The 22190-nt window shown below is 74.4% G+C and carries 21 protein-coding genes; 9 read left to right on the top strand and 12 right to left on the bottom strand.

The features are described 5' to 3' along the window. Positions 1–38 precede the first annotated feature (38 nt). Positions 39–791: a GntR family transcriptional regulator gene (locus tag ACIQWR_RS11095; RefSeq protein ID WP_404006765.1), complete on the top strand. Its 753-nt coding sequence runs from the start codon at positions 39–41 to the stop codon at positions 789–791. 43 nt (positions 792–834) lie between these two features. On the opposite strand, the gene ACIQWR_RS11090 is transcribed toward ACIQWR_RS11095, so the two are convergent. The 4 genes from ACIQWR_RS11090 to ACIQWR_RS11075 all read right to left on the bottom strand — a co-directional run bounded on the left by ACIQWR_RS11090 (position 835) and on the right by ACIQWR_RS11075 (position 3612). Continuing rightward, the gene (locus tag ACIQWR_RS11090; protein ID WP_404006763.1) at positions 835–1401 is read right to left on the bottom strand and encodes a phosphonate degradation HD-domain oxygenase; all 567 of its coding nucleotides are present in this window, start codon (positions 1399–1401) and stop codon (positions 835–837) included. After that, positions 1398–2504: a TauD/TfdA family dioxygenase gene (locus ACIQWR_RS11085; RefSeq protein WP_404006761.1), complete on the bottom strand. Its 1107-nt coding sequence runs from the start codon at positions 2502–2504 to the stop codon at positions 1398–1400. Before ACIQWR_RS11085 ends, ACIQWR_RS11090 begins: the two co-directional genes overlap by 4 nt. A 199-nt stretch (positions 2505–2703) precedes the next feature. After that, a complete protein-coding gene (locus ACIQWR_RS11080; protein ID WP_385772570.1) occupies positions 2704–3069 on the bottom strand; it encodes a YbjQ family protein in 366 nt (121 codons plus the stop codon). Between the two features lie 60 nt (positions 3070–3129). Further along, positions 3130–3612: a MarR family winged helix-turn-helix transcriptional regulator gene (locus ACIQWR_RS11075; RefSeq protein WP_404007481.1), complete on the bottom strand. Its 483-nt coding sequence runs from the start codon at positions 3610–3612 to the stop codon at positions 3130–3132. Between the two features lie 117 nt (positions 3613–3729). Between ACIQWR_RS11075 and ACIQWR_RS11070 the strand changes: the two genes are divergently transcribed. Then, positions 3730–4686, top strand: coding sequence for a DMT family transporter (locus ACIQWR_RS11070; RefSeq protein WP_404006758.1), 957 nt, complete (start codon positions 3730–3732; stop codon positions 4684–4686). Here ACIQWR_RS11070 and ACIQWR_RS11065 read toward each other — a convergent pair. Then, a complete protein-coding gene (locus ACIQWR_RS11065; protein ID WP_404006756.1) occupies positions 4610–4966 on the bottom strand; it encodes a DUF6204 family protein in 357 nt (118 codons plus the stop codon). The genes ACIQWR_RS11070 and ACIQWR_RS11065 overlap by 77 nt on opposite strands. A 43-nt stretch (positions 4967–5009) precedes the next feature. After that, positions 5010–5747, bottom strand: a complete 738-nt coding sequence (locus ACIQWR_RS11060) for an SAM-dependent methyltransferase (protein WP_404006754.1) — start codon at positions 5745–5747, stop codon at positions 5010–5012. A gap of 102 nt (positions 5748–5849) precedes the next feature. Between ACIQWR_RS11060 and ACIQWR_RS11055 the strand changes: the two genes are divergently transcribed. Beyond that, positions 5850–6005: a hypothetical protein gene (locus tag ACIQWR_RS11055; RefSeq protein WP_404006752.1), complete on the top strand. Its 156-nt coding sequence runs from the start codon at positions 5850–5852 to the stop codon at positions 6003–6005. Between the two features lie 71 nt (positions 6006–6076). On the opposite strand, the gene ACIQWR_RS11050 is transcribed toward ACIQWR_RS11055, so the two are convergent. Both ACIQWR_RS11050 and ACIQWR_RS11045 read right to left on the bottom strand, forming a co-directional pair. Then, positions 6077–6886 carry a RimK family alpha-L-glutamate ligase gene (locus tag ACIQWR_RS11050; RefSeq protein ID WP_404006750.1) on the bottom strand — a complete coding sequence of 270 codons (810 nt, stop codon included), beginning with the start codon at positions 6884–6886 and terminating at the stop codon, positions 6077–6079. Further along, complete coding sequence (locus ACIQWR_RS11045) at positions 6883–7791, bottom strand: RimK family alpha-L-glutamate ligase (protein ID WP_404006748.1); 909 nt, start codon at positions 7789–7791, stop codon at positions 6883–6885. The genes ACIQWR_RS11050 and ACIQWR_RS11045 overlap by 4 nt, the downstream gene beginning before the upstream one ends. Before the next feature lie 305 nt (positions 7792–8096). Here ACIQWR_RS11045 and ACIQWR_RS11040 point away from each other — a divergent pair, with 305 nt between their 5' ends. After that, positions 8097–9848: a carbohydrate binding domain-containing protein gene (locus ACIQWR_RS11040; protein WP_404006746.1), complete on the top strand. Its 1752-nt coding sequence runs from the start codon at positions 8097–8099 to the stop codon at positions 9846–9848. A gap of 116 nt (positions 9849–9964) precedes the next feature. Then, entirely contained in the window at positions 9965–10576 is a 612-nt protein-coding gene (locus ACIQWR_RS11035; protein ID WP_404006744.1) for a HutD family protein, read from the top strand. An 18-nt stretch (positions 10577–10594) separates the two neighbouring features. On the opposite strand, the gene ACIQWR_RS11030 is transcribed toward ACIQWR_RS11035, so the two are convergent. Continuing rightward, on the bottom strand, positions 10595–12103 hold the full coding sequence (locus ACIQWR_RS11030) for an MFS transporter (RefSeq protein ID WP_404006742.1): 1509 nt from the start codon (positions 12101–12103) through the stop codon (positions 10595–10597). A 184-nt stretch (positions 12104–12287) separates the two neighbouring features. Here ACIQWR_RS11030 and ACIQWR_RS11025 point away from each other — a divergent pair, with 184 nt between their 5' ends. Beyond that, complete coding sequence (locus ACIQWR_RS11025; RefSeq protein ID WP_399257134.1) at positions 12288–12731, top strand: MarR family winged helix-turn-helix transcriptional regulator; 444 nt, start codon at positions 12288–12290, stop codon at positions 12729–12731. Between the two features lie 165 nt (positions 12732–12896). After that, positions 12897–16007: a helix-turn-helix domain-containing protein gene (locus ACIQWR_RS11020; RefSeq protein WP_404006740.1), complete on the top strand. Its 3111-nt coding sequence runs from the start codon at positions 12897–12899 to the stop codon at positions 16005–16007. 19 nt (positions 16008–16026) lie between these two features. Here the strand turns inward: ACIQWR_RS11020 and ACIQWR_RS11015 are convergent, their stop codons facing one another. Together ACIQWR_RS11015 and ACIQWR_RS11010 are read right to left on the bottom strand one after the other, a co-directional pair. After that, on the bottom strand, positions 16027–16881 hold the full coding sequence (locus ACIQWR_RS11015) for a carbon-nitrogen hydrolase family protein (RefSeq protein WP_404006738.1): 855 nt from the start codon (positions 16879–16881) through the stop codon (positions 16027–16029). Positions 16882–16953: 72 nt separating this feature from the next. After that, positions 16954–18726, bottom strand: a complete 1773-nt coding sequence (locus ACIQWR_RS11010; RefSeq protein WP_404006736.1) for an immunity 49 family protein — start codon at positions 18724–18726, stop codon at positions 16954–16956. Between the two features lie 266 nt (positions 18727–18992). Here ACIQWR_RS11010 and ACIQWR_RS11005 point away from each other — a divergent pair, with 266 nt between their 5' ends. Both ACIQWR_RS11005 and ACIQWR_RS11000 read left to right on the top strand, forming a co-directional pair. Beyond that, entirely contained in the window at positions 18993–20201 is a 1209-nt protein-coding gene (locus ACIQWR_RS11005) for an RNA ligase (RefSeq protein WP_404006734.1), read from the top strand. A 3-nt stretch (positions 20202–20204) separates the two neighbouring features. Beyond that, positions 20205–21119, top strand: a complete 915-nt coding sequence (locus ACIQWR_RS11000; protein WP_404006732.1) for an AAA family ATPase — start codon at positions 20205–20207, stop codon at positions 21117–21119. Positions 21120–21177: 58 nt separating this feature from the next. Here ACIQWR_RS11000 and ACIQWR_RS10995 read toward each other — a convergent pair whose 3' ends face one another. Continuing rightward, positions 21178–22074, bottom strand: coding sequence for a hypothetical protein (locus tag ACIQWR_RS10995; RefSeq protein WP_404006730.1), 897 nt, complete (start codon positions 22072–22074; stop codon positions 21178–21180). Positions 22075–22190: the final 116 nt, after the last annotated feature.

Here is a 22190-nt window from a genome sequence, read left to right as displayed (position 1 = left end):
GACGCGGTGCGCCCGGGCGGGCATGACAAGCTGGCACCGTGAACGAGGCAGCCCACAGGACCCCGTTGTACCTCCGCGTCGCCGCCGACCTGCGGACCGCCATCACGGCGGGCGAGTACGGATCCGGGGCCAGACTGCCCGCGGAGGACGAACTCGCCCGCCGACACGGCGTGTCCCGGGGCACGGTCCGCCAGGCGCTCGCCGCGCTGCGCGCCGACGGCCTGGTCACCTCGCGCCGGGGCACCCGCCGCGTGGTGCTGGCCGCACCGGGCGACGCGGGCTCCGCCGAACTGCGCAGCTTCACCCGGTGGGCGCGTTCGCTGGGCCGGGACCCGGGCGGGCGGACGGTCGCGGTCGAGCGGGTGGCGGCCGACGCCGAAGAGGCCGAACACCTGCGGATCGGCGTCGGGGAGCCCGTCTACCGGGTGCGGCGGCTGCGGACACTGGCCGGGGCGCCGGTGATGGTCGAGCGCACCACCTACCCGCAGGCCGTCGGCGCCCTCGTCGCCGGCATGCCGCTGGACACCGTCTCGTACTCCGAACAACTCGCCCTGCACGGCGTGCTGTTCATGGACGCCCACCACACCATCGACCTCGTGCCGGCGGACGCCGACGACGCGCAGCTGCTGGGCTGCCGGGCCGGGGAGGCGCTGCTGCGCGAGCGGCGACGCTCCACCGACCCGGCGGGGACCCCGGTGGAGTGGTCGCAGGACCGCTACCTGCCGGGGACGGTGGCCTTCACGGTGCACACGACGGCGGCCAGCGCGCTCGGCCGCCGCCTCGGCTCCTGACCCCCGGGTGACGGGGGGACCGGGCGAGCGTCCCGGCCGCCGCTCAGGGGGCGAGCAGCAGGGCGGCCAGCACCGGCCGGAAGTGGTCGAAGTCCGGCGTCGCCCGCCGCGGATCCTTCGCGAGGTCGTCCCAGCGGCGCACGGCGACCGCGTCGGCCGCCCCCGCCAGCGCCTCGAAGGCGCGCGCCTGCTGCGCCGTCATCGGCCCGCCCTGCATCCGCAGGGTGTGGACGGAGGCCTCGGAGAGCAGGGCGAAGTACCCCGGTTCGACGGTGCACAGGTAGCGCTTGGCGGCCACGTGCAGCCGCACCGGCTCGGTGACCTCAGGCCCGAACCACTGCCCGAGCCAGTCCGCCCCGGTGTGACTGTGCCGGTTGTCCTGGTGACCCTCCATCAGGTCCCGCCCGGTGACGGCCCCTTGGAAGTGTCCGACGTCGTGCAGCAGCGCGGCGGCGACCAGCGCGCCGGGCGCCCCGGCGGCCTCCGCGAGCGCGCCCGCCTGGAGCATGTGCCCGGCCTGGGTCACGGCCTCGCCCAGGTACTCGGCGCTGCCCTCGCCCGCGAAGAGCGCGGCGAGCTCGTCGAGGGGAGCGGCGGCGGGTGGCCTCATCGGGCACCTCCGGTGCGGCGCAGGACGGCGAGGGTGGAGGCGAGCCCGTCGAGATCGGCGTAGGCCCCCTGGAGGTGGCGCGCACCGGACTCGGCGAAGGCCGTACGGGCGTGCAGCAGCCGGGTGTTGTCGAAGACGACGCAGTCGCCGGGGGCGAGCCGGAAGTCCAGCCGCAGCTCCGGTCGCAGCAGGAGCGCCGCGAAGCTCCGGTAGGCGCGGTAGAAGGCGTCGAGGACCTCCGCCGGGTGGTGCAGGGTCGTGATCGAGCGGTTGTTGAAGCGGATCTCGCGGATGCGGCCGAGGGCGTCGGTCTCGATCAGCGGCCGCTGGGCGCGCAGTGCGGTGTGCGCGTCGGCGAAGGCGAACTCGACGGGGGTGCGGGTGAGGACGGCGAAGGCGGCCGGGTCCTCGGCGCGCAGCAGGGCGGCGGCGTGGAAGCCGTCGACCAGCCCCGAGTCCCCGCCGCTCGCGCTGTTGGCGAGGCAGTGCAGGAGCTGGAGCGTGGGCACCGGATCGCGGTAGGGATTGTCGGTGTGCGGGGTGATCGACTCCGCGGTGAAGGCCAGGTTGTTGGGGTCCGGCTCGACGCGCACCTCGAAGAGCTCTCCGTAGTTCGTCTCGCGGACGTGGCCGAAGGTGCGGGCCACGTCGAGGACCTGCCGGTCGCGGCAGGGGACCCCGCGGAGCAGGACGAAGCCGAGCCGCTGGACGCGTTCCAGCGCCTCGGCCCGCACCGTGTCGTCCCCGGCGTAGGCGGCCCAATCGGCCTCGGGGAGCCGCCCGCGCAGGTCCGCGGCGGCCCACAGCTCCTTGTCGGCCTCGGTCCGCCCGTCGCCGGGGCGGTCGGCCGCGGGTCCCGGGGCGTGCGCGTCCAGCCAGGCCAGCGGGTAGAGCGAGCGGTGGCCGTCCGGCGCCCAGACGATCTCGTGGGCGGGCTCGCCGAGCGGGGTAAGGGCCTCCCGGGCGGAGCCGACCGCGAGGTCGGCGGGGAGATCGGTGATCTGGAACAGCTTCTGGCCGTTGCGCGGATCGCGGCAGTCCGCGCAGGGGCAGTTGTCGCGCAGCCAGAGCGCGGGTGGGCGGGGGATCGTCGTTGCCGTCATCACGGCTCCCGTCGTCATGTGCGTCGTCCGCGGGGCGTTGTCGCCCACGCGGGTCAAGTTGTCTGTACAACTTGACCCGCGGGCAGCGTGACAGCCGCGCATGACGACCAGGTGGCGACGCGGTGGACGGCTCGTCGACGGGACGGCTCGTCTCCCGGGAGGTCCGTCTCCCGGGAGGTCCGTCCGCAGGGAGGACCGTCTACTGGGGCGCGATGACGACGGCCGTTCCGTAGGCGCAGACCTCGGTGCCCACGTCGGCGGCGTCGGTCACGTCGAACCTCATCATCAGCACCGCGTTCGCGCCGCGGGCCTGCGCCTGCTCGATGAGTCGCTCCATGGCCTGGTTGCGGGTCTGGACCAGGGTCTTGGTCAGGCCCTTGAGCTCGCCGCCGATCATCGACTTCAAGCCGGCGCCGATCTGGCTCCCCAGGTGCCGCGAGCGGACCGTGAGGCCGAAGACCTCGCCGATCACCTTCTGGACGCGGTAGCCCGGCACGTCGTTCGTCGTGACGACCAGGACCGCTGACTGTGCCCCGGTACCGCCGCCGTAATCATCGATTCCCATGCGGCCACTCTCCCGCCGCGGCGGGCGCCCCGCATCCCGGGGCGGGCGGCGGGGCGCCCCCTACGAAGGCGGCTCGACCTGGCGCAGCCAGGTGGTCAGCAGGACTTCCAGGAGCTGCGCCTGCGCCGGGTCCAGGGCGTCGAGGAGGGCCCGTTCGCCCCGTACGTGCTCGGTGAAGGCCCGGTCGAACAGCTCCCGGCCCGCCGGGGTGAGCGCGACCACCCGGCCGCGCCCGTCGGCGGCCGAGCGGCGGCGCGTGACGAGGCCGCCCTGCTCCAGCCGGTCGATCCGCTTCGACATGGCGCCGGTCGTCACCATGGTGTGCGCGGCCAGCTCGCCGGGCGCGCGTTCGTACGGCGCACCCGCGCGGCGCAGCGCGGCCAGGACGTCGAACTCGCCCTCGCTCAGTCCGTAGCGCCGGAAGACGAGGCACAGGCGCTCGGTCAGCAGGGCGGCGAGCCGGTGGAGCCGGCCGATCACCGCCTGCGGCCCGACGTCCAGATCGGGGCGTTCACGGGCCCACTCGGCCTGGATCCGGGCGATGCGGTCCGGCGGCGGAGACGCGGGGGCGGGCGTCGGGGCAGGGGCGGGGACGGGGTCCGCGGGATTCTCGTGCTGCACCCTCCCAAGATACCTTCCCTGGAAGGTAAAGTGGCTTCCATGGAAGATACCTTGCGGTGGTCGTTGGTGACCGCGGTCGCGCCGGTGGCCTGGGGCGCGAACTACTACGTCACCCAGGCGTTCCTGCCAGCGGGCCAGCCGTTGTACGGCGCGGCGATCCGGGCCCTGCCCGCGGGACTGCTGCTGCTCGCGGTCGCACGGGCGCTGCCGCGCGGATCCTGGTGGTGGAAGTCGCTGCTGCTCGGCACCCTCAACATGGGCGGCTTCTTCGCCCTGGTCTACCTCGCGGCCCAGCGCCTGCCCTCCAGCGTGGCCTCGACCGTGATGGCGGCGGCGCCCCTGGTGCTGATGCTGATCGCCTGGCCGCTCACCGCGGAGCGCCCCGCCCCGCGCCACCTGGCGGCGGCCGGCGTGGGCGTCGCCGGAGTGGCCCTGATGCTGCTCGGGGCGGACACGGCCGTCGACGCGCTGGGGGCGTGCGCCGCGGCGGCGGCGATGGTGATGTCCTGCCTCGGCTTCGTCCTCGCCAAGCGCTGGTACCAGGCGGACGGCGCGGCGGCGCCCGGGATACTCGCCTCCACCGCCTGGCAGCTCGTCGGCGGCGGCCTGCTCCTGCTGCCACTGGCCGTCGGCGTCGAGGGCGGTCCGCCCGCGGTGGACGGACCCGCCCTGCTCGGTTTCGGCTACACGGCCGTGCTGGCGACGGCGGTGGCCTTCGCGGCCTGGTTCGCGGGCATGCGCCGGCTCCCCGCCGCCACCGTCGGCCTCGTCGGACTGCTCAACCCGGTGACGGGCGTCCTGCTCGGCACGCTGGTCGCCGGGGAGAGCCTCGCCCCCCGGCAGCTGTGCGGGCTCCTGCTGGCCCTGGTCGGGATCCTGCTCGGGCGCCCGGCCCCGGCCCGGCCGCCGGTCGGCCGGTCTACAGCGCAGCCGCCGCCGCGCGCCGCCCGCGCTTGCCCAGCGGAGCCAGGGAGAGGTCCTGGGACTGGGACTTGATGTTCTTGAAGCCGTACCCGCGCTCCTCCAGCCACGCCTCGGCGGCCAGCTCGGCCCGCGCACCCGCGTCCAGGATGTCCTCCTCCTTCTCGCCCGATTCCAGGAACCGGAAGGTGAAGAACGGCCGGGCGGCGATGTCGTAGGTGAGGTGGCCCTCGGCGGTGAACTCCGCCCGCAGCATGTCGTGCTCGGGCGCGCGGGCGACCAGCTCGGCGTGCTGCTCGGCGGTGAGCCCGTCGAAGGCGCCGCGGACGGTGATGCGGAAGGTGCGAGTGCTCATCCCTCGACTCTAGGGCGGGGCCCGCAGGGGTCGCACCACCTTTTCACCCGGCCGTCCGGCGCAGCACCAGGGTCAGGAAGCCGAAGCTGTCCCGATAGGTGCGCAGCCACTCCGAGCGGCGTTCGCCGGCCGTGGCCAGGGCCTGGGCGCTGTCCGGATCGTCCGGGTGGTCCAGCGCCCACTCGGCCAGCGTGCCCCAGAGGGTCCACTCGTAGTCGTCGAGCTCCCGGCGGGTGCTGACGTGCCCGAGCACCGGCGTCCAGCCCGCCGCGCCGATCAGGTCCAGGGTGGTCGCGAGGTCCTCGTACTCGCCGAGCACCTCGACGGCCTCCGGGGACGGCTCGCGGTCCCAGAAGGCGTCGCCGATCAGCACCCGCCCGCCGGGCGCCAGCCGCTCCGCCGCCGCGTCGAGGGTGGGCAGCAGGCCGCCGAAGGCGTGCGTGGAGCCGATGCTGAGGATCAGGTCGAAGGAGTGCGGCGCGGTGAAGTCCGCGGCCGGCTGCTGGTGCAGGACCAGACGGTCCTGTACGTCGCGCTCCCGGGCCGCGGCGGAGGCCTGTTCCAGCGCCTCCGGCGACACGTCGACGCCGTCGGCCCGGGTCCCCGGATGCGCCGCGAGCGCGCGCAGCAGCCACTCCGCCGTGCCGCAGCCCAGGTCGAGCAGGCGGGCGTCCGCACGGGCGACGCCGTGCTCCAGCAGGCGCCGCACCGACGCGTCGTCGAGCGGGGCCTTGATCGGGTGGTGGGTGTGGGCGATGCGGGAGATCATTTCGCGGTTCATGGCCGCACCCTCACACCCGACGGCCCCCTCCGCATCCGAATTGGCTCCGGTGGACACGTCGATCCCGACGGGATCCCCGACGCCGCTTCGACCTTCGAGGGAGTGCGCCGGGCCCATTTCCTCGGCGCCGACGGCAGCCCGCGCGACTCGGCGCAGTACTCGATCCTGCGGACCGACCGGCCCGGGGTCGCCGAGCGGCTGCGCCGGCGGGCGAGCGGGGGCTTCGTGGTCGGGGGCGGGGCGGCGGGTGTCGGCTGAGCCGGCGGTCCCGGGCCGTCGGCCGGCCCCGATGACCGGCCCCGACGGCCGCGGGGCCCGGCCGGCCCCGATCAGCGGGTGGCGGTGCGGTGCGCGCCGCGGCGCAGGGCCAGCGCCGCCAGGGCCTCGGGGGCGCCGGCCTGGCCCCGGATGCCGGGGAAGGCGTTGATGTCGACGACCAGCGGTTCCCCGCCCCCCTCGGCGGCGATGACGTCCACCCCGTAGACGTCCAGCGTGAAGACCTCGCCGACCGCGCGGACCAGCTCGACCCAGCCCGGCGGCAGCTCGTCGAGGGGGAGCGGCAGGGTCGGGCCCCGCCCGCCGGGGGAGAGTTCGGAGCGGCGCAGCGCCGCGAAGACCCGGTCCCCGATCGCCCACAGCTTGTGGTCCCAGCCGTCGTTGGGCGCGAACGCCTGCACCACGACCGGTTCCGCGGCCCACCGGTCGGCCAGCGCGGCCAGCCGCGCCCCGTCGTCGACCCGGGCGACCAGATCGCCCCGACGGCTGTGGTGGCTCTTGACCACGACGGGTCCCGCGAGCGGCGGACCCGAGGCCAGTTCCGCGAGGGTGGCGTAGGCCCGGGTGGCGGCGAAGGGCAACCCGGCCCCGCGGGCCAGCCCGGCCATCACCGTACGGTCCTGGCACAGCTCGGTGGCCGCCGCCGAGTTGATCACCGGGGCCCCGAGCGCCTCGGCCTCGCGGGCGAGGGCGAGGGCCCTCGGCGTGCGGGACTTGAGCAGGTAGACGTCGGCGGGCGGCCCCGACAGCCGCGTCGCGGTGCCCGGGTCCAGGGCTTCGACCCGGTGCTCGGGTGCCAGCAGGGCGGTGGCGCCGGCCAGCAGGGGATGTCCGGGCTCGGGGGTGATCAGGCCGATCCTCACAGCGCCTCGCCCGCCGTGGCGGTCAGGGGCGCCGTCGACGCGGCCGCCTGCGCCGGGATCGCGGGTCGTGGTCCGGCGCCCGCGGAGCCGGCGGCTCCGGCCCGGGCCAGCTCCAGCACGGCCCGGGCCACCCGGGCCGCGGCGTCCGGCACCTGGCGGAAGCTCGGGAAGTCGTTCACGTCGACCACCACCGGCCCGTCCGGACCGAGGATCACGTCGACCCCGTACAGGTCCAGCCCGTACACCGCGCCCACCTGCCCGGCTATCGCGGCCACTTCGGCCGACAGCGGCACGCGTCTCTCGCGCACCGCGTGGTCCGGGTGCAGCGGTGAACGGCGCTCGGTCGCGTACAGCTCGCCGCGCACGCTGTACACCTTGATGTCGGTGCCCGCGTTGGGCACGTACGGCTGCGCGATCAGCATGCCCTCGCCCGCGAGCTCCGGCAGCATCGCGGCCAGCCGGTCCGGCGAGGACACCAGGTACACGGCCCGGCCGGAGCTGCCGTCGGCGGGCTTGACCACCAGCGGGTACTCCGCGTCCGGTATCTCCAGCAGGAGTTCGGGCCGGGCCACCGCGTACGTCGCCGGCAGCGGCAGCCCGCGGCTGGCGCCCAGGGCCGCGGCGAGGGCCTTGTCCCGGACGCCCCGGATCGCGCGGGCGTCGTTCACCGTGGTCATCCCGGCCCCGGCGGCGGCTTCGAGCAGGGTGAGCCCGGGGCCGCCGGACACGGTTTTGAGCACCCACGCGTCGTGGGTGCCCGTGCGTACCGTCTCGGTCATGCGCAGGAGGGAACCACCGGACCGCACCACGTCCACGTGGTGGCCCCACGAGGTCAGCTGCCCGATCACCTCGTTCGGCATGCCGTCATGGCGGTACTGCTCCTCCACCAGAAAGCAGAGCCTCATGGACCTTCCCTGTCTGCCCGGACATCGACCGGTCCGGCCCGGCGAGTTGTGACGTCATAGGATGTCATGAACCGCCACGAGCCCGGCATCGGTGCGCTGTTCCCGGCTACCGGGGGGTGCGGATCCCGTCCCGGTAAGGGGCCCCGCATCCCGGTTCGTCCGCCAAGACGCGCCGTGCGGGGCGGAGTTGGACGGATCGGCAAACCCTTGGGAATGAAGTGGTCTGGACCCTTGACCGACTGATGGTCCAGACCAATCATGAGGCGTCCGCCCATTCGCTCGCTCACGCCCCACCGGGAGCAACGATGAGACGCCCCAGGTCCCTGCGCGCCTTACTGGCCGCCCTCTGCACGCTCACCGCCTCCACCGGCCTCGTCCTCGCGGCCGACTCGGCGGCGCACGCCGCCGCGACCCCGCTGCCGGCGCACGTGTTCGCCCCCTACTTCGAGGCGTACTCCAACGACAGCCCCGCCGACCTCGCCCAGAAGTCCGGCGCGAAGTACCTCACCATGGCGTTCGTCCAGACCGAGGCCAAGGGATCGTGCACCCCCTACTGGAACGGTTCGACCGGCCAGCCGATCTCCGCCTCCGTCTTCGGCTCCGACTTCGCCACCATCCGCTCGCGCGGCGGCGACGTCATCCCCTCCTTCGGCGGGTACGCCGCCGACAACGGCGGCACCGAGATCGCCGACAGCTGCACCAACGTGGACTCGATCGCGGCCGCCTACGAGAAGGTGATCACCACCTACGACATGGTGCGCCTCGACATGGACATCGAGGACAACTCGCTGACCAACAAGGCGGGCATCGACCGTCGCAACCAGGCCATCAAGAAGGTCCAGGACTGGGCCGCGGCGAGCGGCCGTCCGCTCCAGGTCTCCTACACCCTGCCCACCACCACCAGTGGCCTCGCGAGCAGCGGGCTGGCCGTCCTCAAGAGCGCGAAGACCGCGGGCGCGCAGGTCGACGTCGTGAACCTGATGACCTTCGACTACTACGACAACGCGAGCCACAACATGGCGGCCGACACCCAGACCGCCGCCACCGGCCTCTACAACCAGCTCGCCACCCTCTACCCGACCAAGACCCCCGCCCAGCTCTGGGGGATGATCGGCGTCACCGAGATGCCGGGCATCGACGACTTCGGCGCCGCCGAGACCTTCACCACCGCCGACGCGACCGCCGTCTACAACTGGGCCGTCGGCAAGGGCATCAACACGCTCTCCTTCTGGGCCCTCCAGCGCGACAACGGCGGCTGCCCCGGCACCGGCGGCTCCGACACCTGCTCGGGCATCGTCCAGGACCCCTGGTACTTCACCCACACCTTCGCGCCCTTCACCGGCGGCGGCGGACCGGTGGCCGACGACTTCTCCCTCGCCGTCGCCCCCGGCTCGGCGTCGGTCGCCCCCGGCGGCACGGCCACGGCCACGGTCAGCACGGCCGTCACCTCCGGCAACGCCAAGACCCTCACCCTGACCGCGACCGGGGCGCCGGCCGGAGTGAGCGCCACGCTCACCCCCGGCTCGGTCACGGCGGGCGGCTCCGCGCAGCTCACCGTCACCGCCGCGGCCTCGGCCGCGCCGGGCACGTACCCGATCACCGTCACCGGGACGGCGGGCCAGCTCGGCCACTCCACGACCTTCACCCTCACGGTCTCCGGCCCGGGCGGCGGCAGCGGAGCCGTGGTCAACGGCGGGTTCGAGAGCGGCGCGCTGGCTCCGTGGACCTGCGAGAGCGGGGGCGCGGTGGTCGCGAGCCCGGCGCACGGGGGCTCGTACGCCCTGAAGACGGCGCCGACCGCCGGTCAGACGGGGGAGTGCGCGCAGACCCTCACACTGACCCCGAACACCAAGTACACGCTGAGCGGATGGGTCCAGGGCAGCTACGCCTACCTGGGCGTACGCGGTGGGGCCAGTGCCAGCACGTGGACCAGCTCCGCGGCCTGGACCAAGCTGTCCGTCCCCTTCACCACCGGAGCCTCCGGCACGGTCACGGTGTTCCTGCACGGCTGGTACGGCCAGGGATCCGTCTACGGGGACGATCTCGCGGTTGGCTGAACGACCGGCTCACGGCGGCCGCGCCCCCTGTCACCCCGGTGACGGGGGGTCGCGGCCGCCGCCGCGCGCGCCGGACCCATCCGCTCGGGCGCCCCGGCCCAGGCATGCTGATCACCATGACGAGCGAACGTGACGTACGGATCCTGCGGGCCGCCGACCGGACGGCCGAGGCCTGGAAGAACGGCGGGGGAGTCACCCGGCAGATCGCGGCCGGGGCCCCGGGCCCCGGGCGGGGCCCCGCCACCGGCGACTTCGGGTGGCGGGTCAGCCTCGCGGAGGTGGCCGCCGACGGCCCGTTCTCGGCGTTCCCCGGAATCGACCGGACGCTCACCGTGGTCGAGGGGGCCGGGATGGACCTCACCGTGGACGGGGTGCGCCGGGCGGTGGACGAACGCTTCGCGCCGCAGCGGTTCCCGGGGGACGTGGCCACCGACTGCCGGCTGCTCGCCGGACCCGTCGTGAACTTCAACGTCATGTACCACAGGGCCACCACGCGGGCGGAGGTCGCCGTCGTGCGCGGCGACCTCGCCCTGAGCGGCCCGACCGGGGTCCGCGACGTCCTGCTCGTGGTGGCGCTGGAGGGGGCCGCGTCCCTCGCCGGCCCGCACCTCGACCGGGTCCGGCTGGGAACGTACGACGCCCTGCTCGCCACGGGTGGCGAGCAGGGCGTCGTGCACCTGAGCGCGGAAGGCCGCGCGGCGGTGGTCCGGTTCGCACCGGTGGGGTAGCCGGTGGGACGGAGGGGGTCAGCCGGCGTCGGCGCCCTCGGGCGTCTTCGTCGGCACGCTCTGCGGCCGCGGCGCGCTCGCCTCGACCACGCGCGGCCCGGTGCTGCCGCGCAGGCCCAGCCAGCTGATCACCGCGACCAGCGCGAAGGCGACGGCGCCGATCCCGAAGGTCAGGGTGAAGCCCGATTCGGCGGGCAGCGGCGGGACCCCGGCGGGCAGGTGCTCGATCGTCTTGGACGCCAGGATCGTGGTGACGATGGCGCTGCCGATCGCGCTGCCGGTGGAGCGGGAGATGGAGTTGATGCCGTTGGCGATGCCGCTCTGGTGGTGCGGGACGCTCGCCATGATGACGGCGGGCATGGACGCGTAGCCGAAGCTGACGGCCGCGCCGACGACGATCCCGGCGCCGATCACGGAGAAGGTGTGCTCGTGGTCCAGGGTCAGCCAGCCGAAGCCGACGGCGCCGAGCGCGGCGGCCACGGCGAGGGCGATCCGGGGCCCGCGGTGGCGGACCAGCTGGCCGCCGACCGGGGAGGCGAGCAGTGAGACGATCGCGCCGGGCAGCAGGAACTGGACGGAGGCGCGCAGGATGGACGCGTCGAAGCCGTAGCCGGTGAGCGCCTTGGGCATCTGCACGAGGTAGGAGACGCCGAGGAAGTTCGCGAACATCCCGAAGCCGACCAGGATGCCGGCCAGGTTCGCCATGAGGACCGGGCGGTGGACGAACATCCGCATGTCGACGAGCGGCTCGCGGACCTTCAGCTCGGTGAAGACCCACACGGCGCCCATGACCACGGCGCCGGCGAAGCTGCCCAGCGTGCGGCCGGAGGACCAGCCCCACTCGTGCCCCTGGGAGATCGGCAGCAGGAGCAGCAGCAGCGCGATGCCGAGGGTCAGCGCGCCGAGGATGTCGGTGCGGCCGCCGGTCTTGTGGCGGGTGGCCGGGACGAGGAGGACGACCGCGAGCAGGGCGAGGACGGCGAAGCCGGTCGCCATCCAGAACGCGTTGCGGTAGTCGGCGTCCGCGCCCGAGGTGAGCAGGCCGGTGGCGACGAGCGCGAGCCCACTGCCGAAGGCGAGGGTGCCGCTGACCAGGGCCATCGCACCGGGGAGCTTCTGCGGGCGGACCTCCTCGCGCAGCACCGACAGGGCCAGCGGGAAGATCGCGGTCGCGGCGCCCTGGAGCACGCGGCCGAGGATCAGCAGCGGGAGGGAGGTCGCCAGCGCGGCGATGACGGAACCGACGACCATGACGCCGAGGACGGCGATCAGGGTCGGCTTCTTGCCGTGCTGGTCGCCGAAGCGGCCGAGCAGCGGGGTGAAGACCGCGGCGGAGAGCAGGGTGGCGGTGGTCACCCAGCTCACGTTGGCGGCGGACGTACCGAGATCGGTCCGGATCAGACCCAGGATCGGGACGGGCAGGGTCTGCATCATCGACACGACCATGGCGGCGAGGCTCAGGGCGAAGACGATGACCGTCTCGTTCCTTTGCCCGGCGGCAGCGGGGGCGGATGCGGGGGTGCTCATGGCTGGCAGGACCTTCTCATGGCTTCAGAACGCTGGGGTTTCACTCAGAACGCTTCAGATCACTTCAGACCGCAGATGTTTGAGTGCATCAAGCAATTGGTCAGGGGGATGACGTTAGACCTGGATAGTTAAGGACGTCAAGTAAATGATTGATGACCTCAAGCACTCCGAGTACACTCCAGGCATGAGCGCCACCGCACCGCCCTCGCCCGCCAAGCTCCAACTGCTGGAGCTCCTCGCCGCGATCGCCACCGCCCAGTGGCGGGACTTCGCCGCCGCGGCGGCCCGTCACGGCCTCACCTCCACCCAGGCCAAGGCCCTCGCCCAGCTCGACGAACCGGTCCCGATGCGCGGACTCGCCACCCTGCTGGTGTGTGACGCATCCAACGTCACCGGGATCGTCGACCGGCTGGAGGCCCGCGAACTCGTCCGGCGCGAGGCGGACCCCGCCGACCGCCGGGTCAAGAACGTCGTGGCCACCGACGCGGGCCGCGAGATCATCCGGCGCGTGCGCGAGGAGATGCAGGCCACGCACGGCGCGCTCGACACCCTCGACGAGGACGAGAGCGCGACCCTCTACGCCCTGCTGGCGCGGCTGCGCCCGACGATGGAGAGCAAGGCGCTCTGAACGGCCGCCCCCGCCGGTGCGGGGGCCGGGGGCGCGGGCTCCGTGCTGACGGGCTCCGCCCGGGCGGTCCCGTGCGCTGCAGGCCACTTTTCGCGAATCCGTGTCCAGCGGCTCCGTGCGGACGAAGATGGACGACGTCGGACACCGGCAGCCGGGCGGGGGAGCGTGGTGGAGCCGCGGGACGAGGACGGCGCAGCCCTGGAGGACCACGACGAGGAGCGGCGGCCGGCCGCACTGGCCGAACTCCGGGCGCGCCTGCTGGACGGCCGTGACAAGGCGGGCCTGAGCATGACGCAGTGGGCCGCCCGGGCCGGGGTGGGGCGGTCGACCCTCTACGGGGCGTTCAAGGGCGCGGAGCCACCGTCGGGGAGGGTCGTGGCCGCCCTCGCGAAGCCGCTGCGCCTGCCCGTGGACCCGCTGCTGGACCTGCGCCGACGGGCCGGGGCCGGGCCGGGGGAACCACCGGACGCCGGCGCCGTCCCGGTCGGGGTGGGGCGGCCGATCGCGGAGTGCGATCCGATCGACCTGGAGGTGCACCCCAGCGCCGATCCCGTCGGCCTGCGCAGTCCCGGCAGCAGGGGAGCGGCGGGCTCGGGCGCCCTGCCGGGGTACGTGCGCCGGGAACACGACGCCGTGCTGCGGCGGGCGGTGGACGCGGCCGCCGACGGAACCAGCGCGATGGTGGCGCTGGTGGGATCGTCCTCGACGGGCAAGACCAGGGCCTGTTGGGAAGCGGTCCAACCACTGGCCCGGCACGGATGGAGGCTGTGGCACCCCTACGACCCGTCCCGGGCCGGGGCCGCCCTGGCGGACATCGAGCGCGTGGCGCCGCGCACGGTGGTCTGGCTCAACGAGGCCCAGCACTACCTGGGCGCGGACGGCGCCACCGGCGAGCGGGTGGCCGCCGCGCTGCGGACCCTGCTCGGCGATCCGCGCCGCGCCCCGGTGCTGGTCCTGGCCACCTTGTGGCCCGACTACGCCCGCGCGTACGCGGCCCTGCCCGGCTCGCCGCCGGGCCCGGGTCCCTCCGTACAGGTCCGACAGCTGCTGGAGGGGCGGATCGTCGTCGTGCCCGACGCGTTCGACCAGGAGGCCCTGGACGCCGCCGCCGTCCTGGCCGCGGCGGGCGACGTACAACTGGCGCGTTCGCTGGCGCTGGTGAACGACGGGCACCTGACGCAGCAGCTGGCCGGGGCTCCCCAACTCCTGCACCGCTACCGGGCCGCGGGTCCCGCCGAGCGGGCGCTGTTGCGCGCGGCGATGGACGCCCGACGGCTCGGCGTCGGGCCGCACCTGCCGGGCGCGTTCCTGACCGACGCCGTCGTGGACTACCTCACCGAGGGCGAGTACGACGCCCTCGCCGACGGCTGGGACCAGCACGCCTATCCCCGTCTCGCCGAGCCCGTGCACGGGAACCTGGCCCCGTTGCGCCGGATCCGGCCGCGCCCCCTTCGACGTACGGCCGGTCCGTCGGGTGCCCCCGGCCCCGAGGCGCGGGCGCCGAGCGGGCCCCGCTACCGGCTCGCGGACTACCTCGAACAGCACGGGCGCGCGGAGGGCCACGCGCATTGCCCTCCGGAGTCGTTCTGGCAGGCGGCCCACGACCACCTCACCGGGGCCGAGGACGTCTACCGCCTCGCCGGGGCCGCGCGCGAGCGCTACCGCTTGCGGTGGGAGCGCCACCTCACCCTACGGGCGGCCGAACTGGGCCACCGTCACGCGCTCGCGAAGCTCGCCGCGGAGCGCGAGGCGGCCGGGGACGGCGCGGAGGCCGAGCGGCTGTACCGGCGCGCCGCCGACCAGGGCCACGCGTTCGGCCTGTACGAGCTGGCGCAGAAGCGCGAACAGGACTTCAGACGCGGGTACCGCCTACCCTCCTCCATCCAGCCCACCACCCCCGGTTCCGAATGCCGGTCCGTACCGGGCGGTGCGTTCCCGCCGTTCCGGTCGCGCGAGCGGGGGACCCCCGGCCGGGCCCTCTGGAGGGGTGCGTCCGCCCGCTTCTCCTGGGGCGGCGACGCCATGCGGTCCGTCGGTCCGGGCAGCTACTTCACGGACGCGATGCGGGACGATCCGCGGGCATGGGCCGACGTCGTCCGCCTCTACCGGCTGGCTTCCGACCACGGCACCGCGCGTGCCTCGACCTGGTTGACCCGGCTGGCGGAGGAGGCGGGGGACCGGGACGAGGCCGAGCGCCTGGCGCTGCTGACGTCCGAGCAGGGCCATCCCACCGCCCTGCAGTGGCTGTCGGACCTGCGGGACGCGGCCGGAGAGCGGGCTGAGGCGGAGCGCCTCGCCCTGTTGGCGGACCGGCGGGCCCATCACCCCGAGGCCCTGATGCGCCTCGCGGACCGGCGGGAGGAGGCGGGGGAGCGGGACGAGGCCGAGCACCTCGCCCGGTTGGCCGCCCACCACGGCAACCCCCGGGTCCTGTCCCTCATCGCGGGCAGGCGCCTGAGCGCGGGCGAGCGCGGGGACGCCGACCGGCTCTACCGGCTCGCCGCCGACCACGGCGACGGCCACGGCTCCTACAAGCTCGTCCAGTTGCGCGAGGAGGACGGAGACTTCGAGGAGGCCGAACGGCTCGCCCTGGAGAGCGGAGGCCTCTTCCATCTCGCGGAACGGCGCGAGCGGACCGGCGACTGGGACCGGGCCCTGCGCCTCCACTGGCTGGACTTCGAGCAGGGCAATGCCTCGGCTCTGGTCCCCGTCGCGAAGATGTGCGAGCGGGCCGGATGTGAGGAGGAGGCCGAGCGGTTCTACCGGCTCGCCGCCGACCGTGGGGTCCCCCGTGCACTGGCCCGGCTCGCGGAGCTGCGGGAGGCCGCCGGGGACCGGGCGGAGGCCGAGAGGTTCGCCGTCCTGGCCGCCGTCGATGGTGGGTCCGGGGAGATCCTCGACCGCCTGGTGTCGAACCGGGACCGGGCGGGTGAGACGGCGGAGGCCGAGCGCCTGGCCGTCCTGGCTGCCGACCACGGTCGCACCAGAGCTCTGGAGCGACTCGCGCGGGAGCGGGAGCGGGCGGGCGAGCACCAGGAGGCTGAGCACCTCGCCCTGCTCGCGGCCGACCGAGGAGCCGCGGGCCGGTCCGGCGACGCCCTGGTCCGACTCGCCCTGGACAGGGAGGAAGCCGGTGCCTGGCAGGACGCCGAACGCCTGGCCCGGCTGGCCGCCGACCGGGGCCTGGCCGGCACCGCGGACCTGTGGGAATGGCAGAACTTGAACTGGCCGCACGGCCTGGACCCGGACGGTGGGCGCAGCGCCCCCTGGGAGTGACGGCCCCACCGGTGGCGCCTCAGACCGTGCCGCCGCTCCGGGGGAGGACCGGGGCGTCGAGGGAGGGATCGACCAGGACGGGTTCCCGCGACCGGGCCCCGGCCAGCACCGCCGGGTCGAGGCGGGCGACGGCCAGCCCGGGGTCATCGGTACCGGCGTCGCAGAGCAGGGTGCCGTCCGGGTTCCAGACCGCGCTGCGGCCGCAGCCGTCGTACGGGCCGCTGGGGCCGCAGTGGTTGGCGAGCAGGACGTAACCGGTGTTGTCCAGGGCCCGCGCGGGGAACACCGTGGCGAGCTGGCGCTCGCCGTTGCCCCGGCCGAACATCGCACCGACCAGGTACGCGTGGGCGCCGCCCCGTACGGCCGCGCGGGCGTGCTCCGGGAAGCCGGAGTCCCAACAGATGCCGAGCCCGAGGCGCCACCCGTCCAGCGAGAGCGTGCACCCGCGCGGGCCCGCGCCGAAACCGGCGGCCCGCTCGCCCGGCGTGACGTGCTGCTTGTCGTACCGGGCCGCGCGGTGACCGTCCCGGCCCAGGACCAGGGTCGAGATGCGCAGCTCCCCGGTCCCGGCGTCCCGCGCGGGGGCCCCGACGACCACCGCGGTACGGGTCGCGGCGCAGGCGGCGGCCAGTACGTCCAGCCGGGAGTCCCCCGGGGCCGGCACGTGTCGGGTGGGGTCGGCGACGATGCCCGCCAGCTCGTAGCCGGTGAGGAAGAGCTCCGGCAGGACCAGCAGGTCGCCGCCCCGGTCGGCGGCGCGGCGGACCAGATCGGCCGCGGTGGCGGCATTGGCGGCGACGTCCAGCGCGGCGCAGGCGGCCTGGCCCGCCACGACGGTCAGCGGGGCGGCGGGAAGGCCCTGAAGATCATCCATGGACCACCAAACTACCCGAGCGATCCGCGCGGCCCCGGCCCCCTGCCCCACCACCGCCTACCCCACCACCGCCTACGCCGCCGGCACCAGGGGCGCCGGCAGGTACGGGGACCGCACCGGCACCTCCCAGCCGGCCCGGTGGGCCAGGCGGACCAGCGCCAGCACGTCCGGGTTGAGCAGGGCGTCGGGGTCGGTGGCGTTCTCGCCGACCTCGTAGTGGTCGCGGTGCTCCTCCAGCGCGTCCGCCAGCGCCAGCGCGAAGCCCTCCCGGTCGCCCGCGGCCAGCTGTGACAGCAACACCACCGGCGGGAGCAGGTAGTTGAGGTGGCGCATCCGGAACGCCTCCGCCGCCGCCCCGCGCAGCGCGGGCTCCGCGTCGGCCCCGCGCAGGTGGTCGTGCAGCGCCGTCGCGTAGGCACGGACCGCCGTCGCGCTGCCGCCGCTGCCGAAGGGGTCCGGGCCGATCCGGACGCACTCGGCCAACAGCCCGTCCTCCCCCGAGAGCACGGCCGCCGCCGTCGCCCGCATCCACTGCGCCGGGCCCACCGCGTTCGGGCGGCCCCCCGCGGGCAGCGCGCGCGTCACGCCCCCGATACTCACCTCCGGCTCGGTGCCGGGCTCGGCCGCCGCGAGCCGGAAGGCCGCCGTACCCGCCTCGGCGGCGCGCACCAGCGCCCCGTGCCCGCGCCCGTCGTCCGCGGTGGGGCCGTCCGTCACCCACCGTTGGAAGATCCGGTACTGGTCGTCCAGCACGCGCGTCAGCCGCCGGGCGACCTGCGCCGGTTGCTCCTCGGGATCGGCGAACTCCGCCGCGCTGCGCGCCAGGTACTGGTCGTACCGCTCGGCCTGCTCGGCCCGCGCCGGATCGGTCGGCTCCTGGCCCTGCGACCGGCGCGGTCCGTCCACCACCAGCGGTCCGGCGGCCAGCGCCGCGAGGGCGTCCGGCCGCTTGTCCGCCCCGAAGGCCCGTACCCGGGGCACCGGCGGGGCGAAGCCGCCGAGCACGGCCGCGGGCAGGTACGCGGAGTCCACCCCGGGCTGCCAGCCCTTCCACCGCTGCGCCAGCGAGGCGAGCGCGAGGGCGTCCAGCGGCAGCAGCGAACGCGGGTGCGGCTTCGCCGTCGCCGCCTGCCGCTCCCGGTACCGCGTCAGCTGCTCGGCCAACGCCGCCGTGAAGCCCTCCCGGTCGTCCGCCGCCAGGGCCCGCAAGGTGGCCAGGGCCGCCCGGTCGTGGGACCGGTCGCTGCCCGGGCCCAGCTCCCGGACCAGTACGTCGATGAACGCGGCGCGCTGTTCGTCGGTGACCGGACCCGCCGCGCCGCCGGCGTCCGCGCTCCCGAGCACCCCGTACACGAAGGCCGACAGGGCGTGGACGAGCGCCACATCGGCCCGCTGCTCCTGCCCGGCGCGCGGCGGCGCCGCACTGAGGAAGAGCGCCCCGTCGCGGTCGGTGTCCCCGGCCACGCACGCGAGGAAGAAGGTGTCGAGCCAGTCGTGGGCGGGGACGTCGCCGGCGAGGTCCTCCCGGTCGTAGACCACACCGGTACCGGTGTACTCGATGAACACGTCCCCCACCCGCCGGGGCCACGCGGTCAGGGCGAACGAGCCCAGCGCGGCCGCGGCGGCCGACTCGAAGGCGAGCTTGCAGTCCTTCCCGGTGAGCGCCGGATTGTCCACGGACCGCGCGCCCACGTAGTCGAGGAAGGACTCGCAGATCATCTCCCAGCCGTACTGGGGGGATTCGTCGTGCTGCATCCGGTGCACGTCACCGGCCATCCGCTCGGCGAAATCCGTGACCGCGGCGGACAACGCCGCCTCCCCGACCGCATGGCGCTCGATGTGCACCCGTAACCTCCCACGATTCGCTGCCGGATGGCCCCATCCGATCTTGTCCGCCCAGCATAGGCGGGGGGTCCGACAGCGGGTCCGACGCCGCTTCGACGCCGCTTCGACGCCGCTTCGACGTCGGTCCGACACCGCTTCGGCGCTGCTTCGGTGCTGGTGGAAGCGTCGCGTCCGCCCCCGCGCGTCCGGGCGGTGCGGGGCCGTTAATCGATACCGGCGGGCAGCGGCCCCGGGCAGACTGGAGGCTCGCAACCAGGAGGAACCCCATGAGCCAGGCACCCCTGACTCTCAAAGAACTGATGCCGCCCGACGAGCTCGCGGCGGCCCTCGATGCCGGGCACGTCACGCGCAAGTCGCACCCCGAGCTGCCGCTGTCGATCTACACCTACACGCGGACCTGCCAGTACGAGCGGGTCTGGAACCGGGTCACCACCCGGTGCCGGGGGCTGGTCGCCGACGACGCGACCGGTGAGATCGTCGCGCTGCCCCTGCCGAAGTTCTTCAACGTCGGGGAGCACACGGCCGGTCAGCCCTACGCGCCCGCCCTGCCGGACGAGCCCTTCGAGGTGTACGAGAAGGTCGACGGGAGCCTCGCCGTCGTCTTCCACTACGCCGGAGCGTGGCGGGTCGCGTCCAAGGGGTCGTTCATCAGCGAGCAGGCCACCTGGGCCCAGCGGTACCTCGACGCCAAGGACACCTCCGCGCTCGTCCCGGGCGTGACCTACCTGGCCGAGATCCTCTACCCGCAGAACCGGATCGTCGTCGACTACGGCGACCGCCGGGACCTGGTGCTGCTCGCCGCGATGGACCGGGACGGCTCCGAAACGCCGTTGGCGTTCGCCGCGCACGACTGGCAGCGGATCGGTTCCGTCGTCACCACGTGGCCCGCGATGCCGCTGGTCGAGCTGATCGCGCGGACCGAGTCCAGCACGCTGCCGGACGGCGCCGCCGCGACCGGCACCGATGCCGAGGGCTTCGTGCTGCGCTACGCCTCCGGTGTCCGGGTGAAGGCCAAGATCGCCGAATACGTCCGCCTCCACAAGGTCCTGACCGGCGTCACCGAACGCGACATCTGGCGCGGCCACGGCATCCAGCGGTTCGCCGCCCTGCCCGCCCGGCAGGTCGCCCAGGGCCTCGGCTGCTCGCTCGCCGAGGTCCGCGCCCACGGCGGCGCACCGCTCGACGCGCTCCTCGAACAGGTCCCGGACGAGTTCGACAGCTGGGTCCGCGAGATGATCGCGGGGATGGAACGCGCCGCGACCGACCGCGAACGCGCCATCGACGAGGCCTTCCGGGAGATCGCGCACCTCTGCGACGACCGGGGCGCCTTCGCCCGCGCCACGCGGGCGGTGGCCGACCCGGGCATCCGGGCGGCCATGTTCCTGCGGCTCGACGCACGACCGACCGACCTCGTCACCTGGCGGGCGGTGCGGCCGCGGGCGTCCGACCCGTTCACGACCGATGAGGAGAACTGACCAGTGCCTGTCGTCCACGTCATGACGGGGCTGCCCGCGTCGGGCAAGACCACCGCCGCGCGCTCGCTCCAGGCGGAGTCCGGTGGCCGGATGCGCCGCGTCAACCTCGATGACCTGCGGGCCATGCTCGACGTCCCCGCCGCCGAGGGGGAGCGGTCCTTCGCACACGAGCAGACCGTCCTCGCGATCCAGGACGCCGCCGTGCGCACCGCCGTCGAGGGCGGGTTCGACGTGGTCGTCGACAACACCCACCTGACGCAGCACATTCCCAAGCGGCTGAAGGCGGCCGTCGCAGGACGGGCCACCTTCGTCGTCCACGACTTCACGGACGTGCCGGTCGAGGAGTGCGTGCGCCGGGACGCCGAGCGGGAGCGGTCCGTCGGCGAGGAGATCATCCGGATCCTGGCCGAGAAGCACGCGAAGGCCACCAAGGGCGGCTGGCGACTCACCGATGCCTGGCTGAACGACCAGCCGGACGTCGAGCCCTACGTCGCCGACCCGGCCCTGCCCGCCGCCGTGATGTGCGACATCGACGGGACGCTCGCGCTGCGGGGCGACCGCGGTCCGTACGACTTCTCGCGCTGCGGGACCGACCTCCTCAACGCCTCCGTCCGGCACGCCCTCACCGCCTTCCGACGGGCCGACGGCGACACCGTCGTGCTGCTGTCGGGGCGCAGCGAGGAACACCGCCCGCAGACGGAGGAATGGCTCGCGCGGTACGACGTGCCGTACGACGAATTGTGGATGCGGGCCTCCGGCGACCACCGGCAGGACGACGTGGTGAAGGCCGAACTCTTCGACCAGCACGTGCGCCACCGCTTCGCGGTCCGCGTATCGCTGGACGACCGGGACCGGGTGGTCGCCATCTGGCGCCGGATGGGGCTGCCCACCTGGCAGGTCAACTACGGGGCCTTCTGACCCCGGACCTCCCGCCGGGCCGCCCGCCCGCGCCCCCGCCGGGGCGCGGGCGCAGCCCTCACGCCGGGTCGGACTCCTCGCAGGGCTCCTCCTCCGAGCCGTCCCCGTGCCCCGGCGGGCAGGGCGGACACAGGCGGGCGTACACGGCCATGACCTCCTCCACCACCTGGTTCCGCTTGCGCAGGCACGCCGCCTTGCGCGACTCCTCCTTGCACATCAACTCGGCCCGCGCCCCCTCCAGGACGGCGATGGCCTGCCACCCCTTGAGCACGCACAGCAGCACCTTGCACAGGCACTCCACGTAGGCCGAGACGGTGGCGAAGCCGCGCCACGCGTCGTGGATCCGGCGCCGCAGCACCAGCAATCGGGCGTACAGCCGGACGACGTCCTTGCCCACGACCGGGTCGGCGGCGTCGGCGAGCAACTGCGCCGCGTCCGTGCGGATCTTGGCGGCCCGCTCCGGCAGCGCCGTCAGCTCCCCGTCCAAGGAGACGAAGCACGCCGTGTCCCGCAGCACCTCCGCCGTGTAGCGGGCGATCCGGGCCGACAGCGTGGCGACGGTGTCGTCCTCGCCGACCCCGTCGTCGAAATCGCAGTCGCAGTCGTCCACACAGCAGCCCCAGCCGTCCGAGCATTCGCTGATCTCCTCGAACACCTCGTCCACGGCCTCGCGCAGGCAGTGCCGCTGCTCGGGCGTGATCCGGCAGCGGATCTGTTCGCGGACCCGGTCGAGGACCTCGCCCGCCACCTCCAGATCGGCCTGGGCGGTGTGCCGGGCCTTCGCGTACTCCACGCGCGCGGCGCCCAGCTTCTCCTGGAACTCGCGCAGCTGCGGCAGGTGTTCCTGGGTGACCTCGGCACGGCGCTGGATCCCCTTGGCGCTGCACGCGAGATCGTCGATGGCGCCGAGGTCGCAGTCGGTGCCGGCCGGCCGGGGGTGCGAGGTGCTGCTCATGAGGGCTCTCCTTCTCGAAGGGGCAGGCGCACCGAGTGTGGGCCGCGGGGTGTCACCGGTCCGTCGCGCGCGGTCCCCAGCCCGCAACGCCGGCGTGACGGGCGGTCCGCAGCATC

It is taken from the genome of Streptomyces sp. NPDC098789, from assembly GCF_044759975.1.
In the GTDB taxonomy this organism is placed as follows: domain Bacteria; phylum Actinomycetota; class Actinomycetes; order Streptomycetales; family Streptomycetaceae; genus Streptomyces.
This window is presented reverse-complemented; position numbering and strand designations above follow the sequence as displayed.

Bases quoted from the DNA above. Each gene is read 5' to 3' on its own strand.
- ACIQWR_RS11090 (WP_404006763.1), bottom strand. From the start codon at position 1,401: ATGAGGCCACCCGCCGCCGCTCCCCTCGACGAGCTCGCCGCGCTCTTC.
- ACIQWR_RS11045 (WP_404006748.1), bottom strand. From the start codon at position 7,791: ATGAGGCTCTGCTTTCTGGTGGAGGAGCAGTACCGCCATGACGGCATG.
- ACIQWR_RS11085 (WP_404006761.1), bottom strand. From the start codon at position 2,504: ATGACGGCAACGACGATCCCCCGCCCACCCGCGCTCTGGCTGCGCGAC.
- ACIQWR_RS11030 (WP_404006742.1), bottom strand. From the start codon at position 12,103: ATGAGCACCCCCGCATCCGCCCCCGCTGCCGCCGGGCAAAGGAACGAG.
- ACIQWR_RS11060 (WP_404006754.1), bottom strand. From the start codon at position 5,747: ATGAACCGCGAAATGATCTCCCGCATCGCCCACACCCACCACCCGATC.
- ACIQWR_RS10995 (WP_404006730.1), bottom strand. From the start codon at position 22,074: ATGAGCAGCACCTCGCACCCCCGGCCGGCCGGCACCGACTGCGACCTC.
- ACIQWR_RS11025 (WP_399257134.1), top strand. From the start codon at position 12,288: ATGAGCGCCACCGCACCGCCCTCGCCCGCCAAGCTCCAACTGCTGGAG.
- ACIQWR_RS11070 (WP_404006758.1), top strand. From the start codon at position 3,730: ATGGAAGATACCTTGCGGTGGTCGTTGGTGACCGCGGTCGCGCCGGTG.
- ACIQWR_RS11080 (WP_385772570.1), bottom strand. From the start codon at position 3,069: ATGGGAATCGATGATTACGGCGGCGGTACCGGGGCACAGTCAGCGGTC.
- ACIQWR_RS11040 (WP_404006746.1), top strand. From the start codon at position 8,097: ATGAGACGCCCCAGGTCCCTGCGCGCCTTACTGGCCGCCCTCTGCACG.
- ACIQWR_RS11015 (WP_404006738.1), bottom strand. From the start codon at position 16,881: ATGGATGATCTTCAGGGCCTTCCCGCCGCCCCGCTGACCGTCGTGGCG.
- ACIQWR_RS11065 (WP_404006756.1), bottom strand. From the start codon at position 4,966: ATGAGCACTCGCACCTTCCGCATCACCGTCCGCGGCGCCTTCGACGGG.
- ACIQWR_RS11035 (WP_404006744.1), top strand. From the start codon at position 9,965: ATGACGAGCGAACGTGACGTACGGATCCTGCGGGCCGCCGACCGGACG.
- ACIQWR_RS11005 (WP_404006734.1), top strand. From the start codon at position 18,993: ATGAGCCAGGCACCCCTGACTCTCAAAGAACTGATGCCGCCCGACGAG.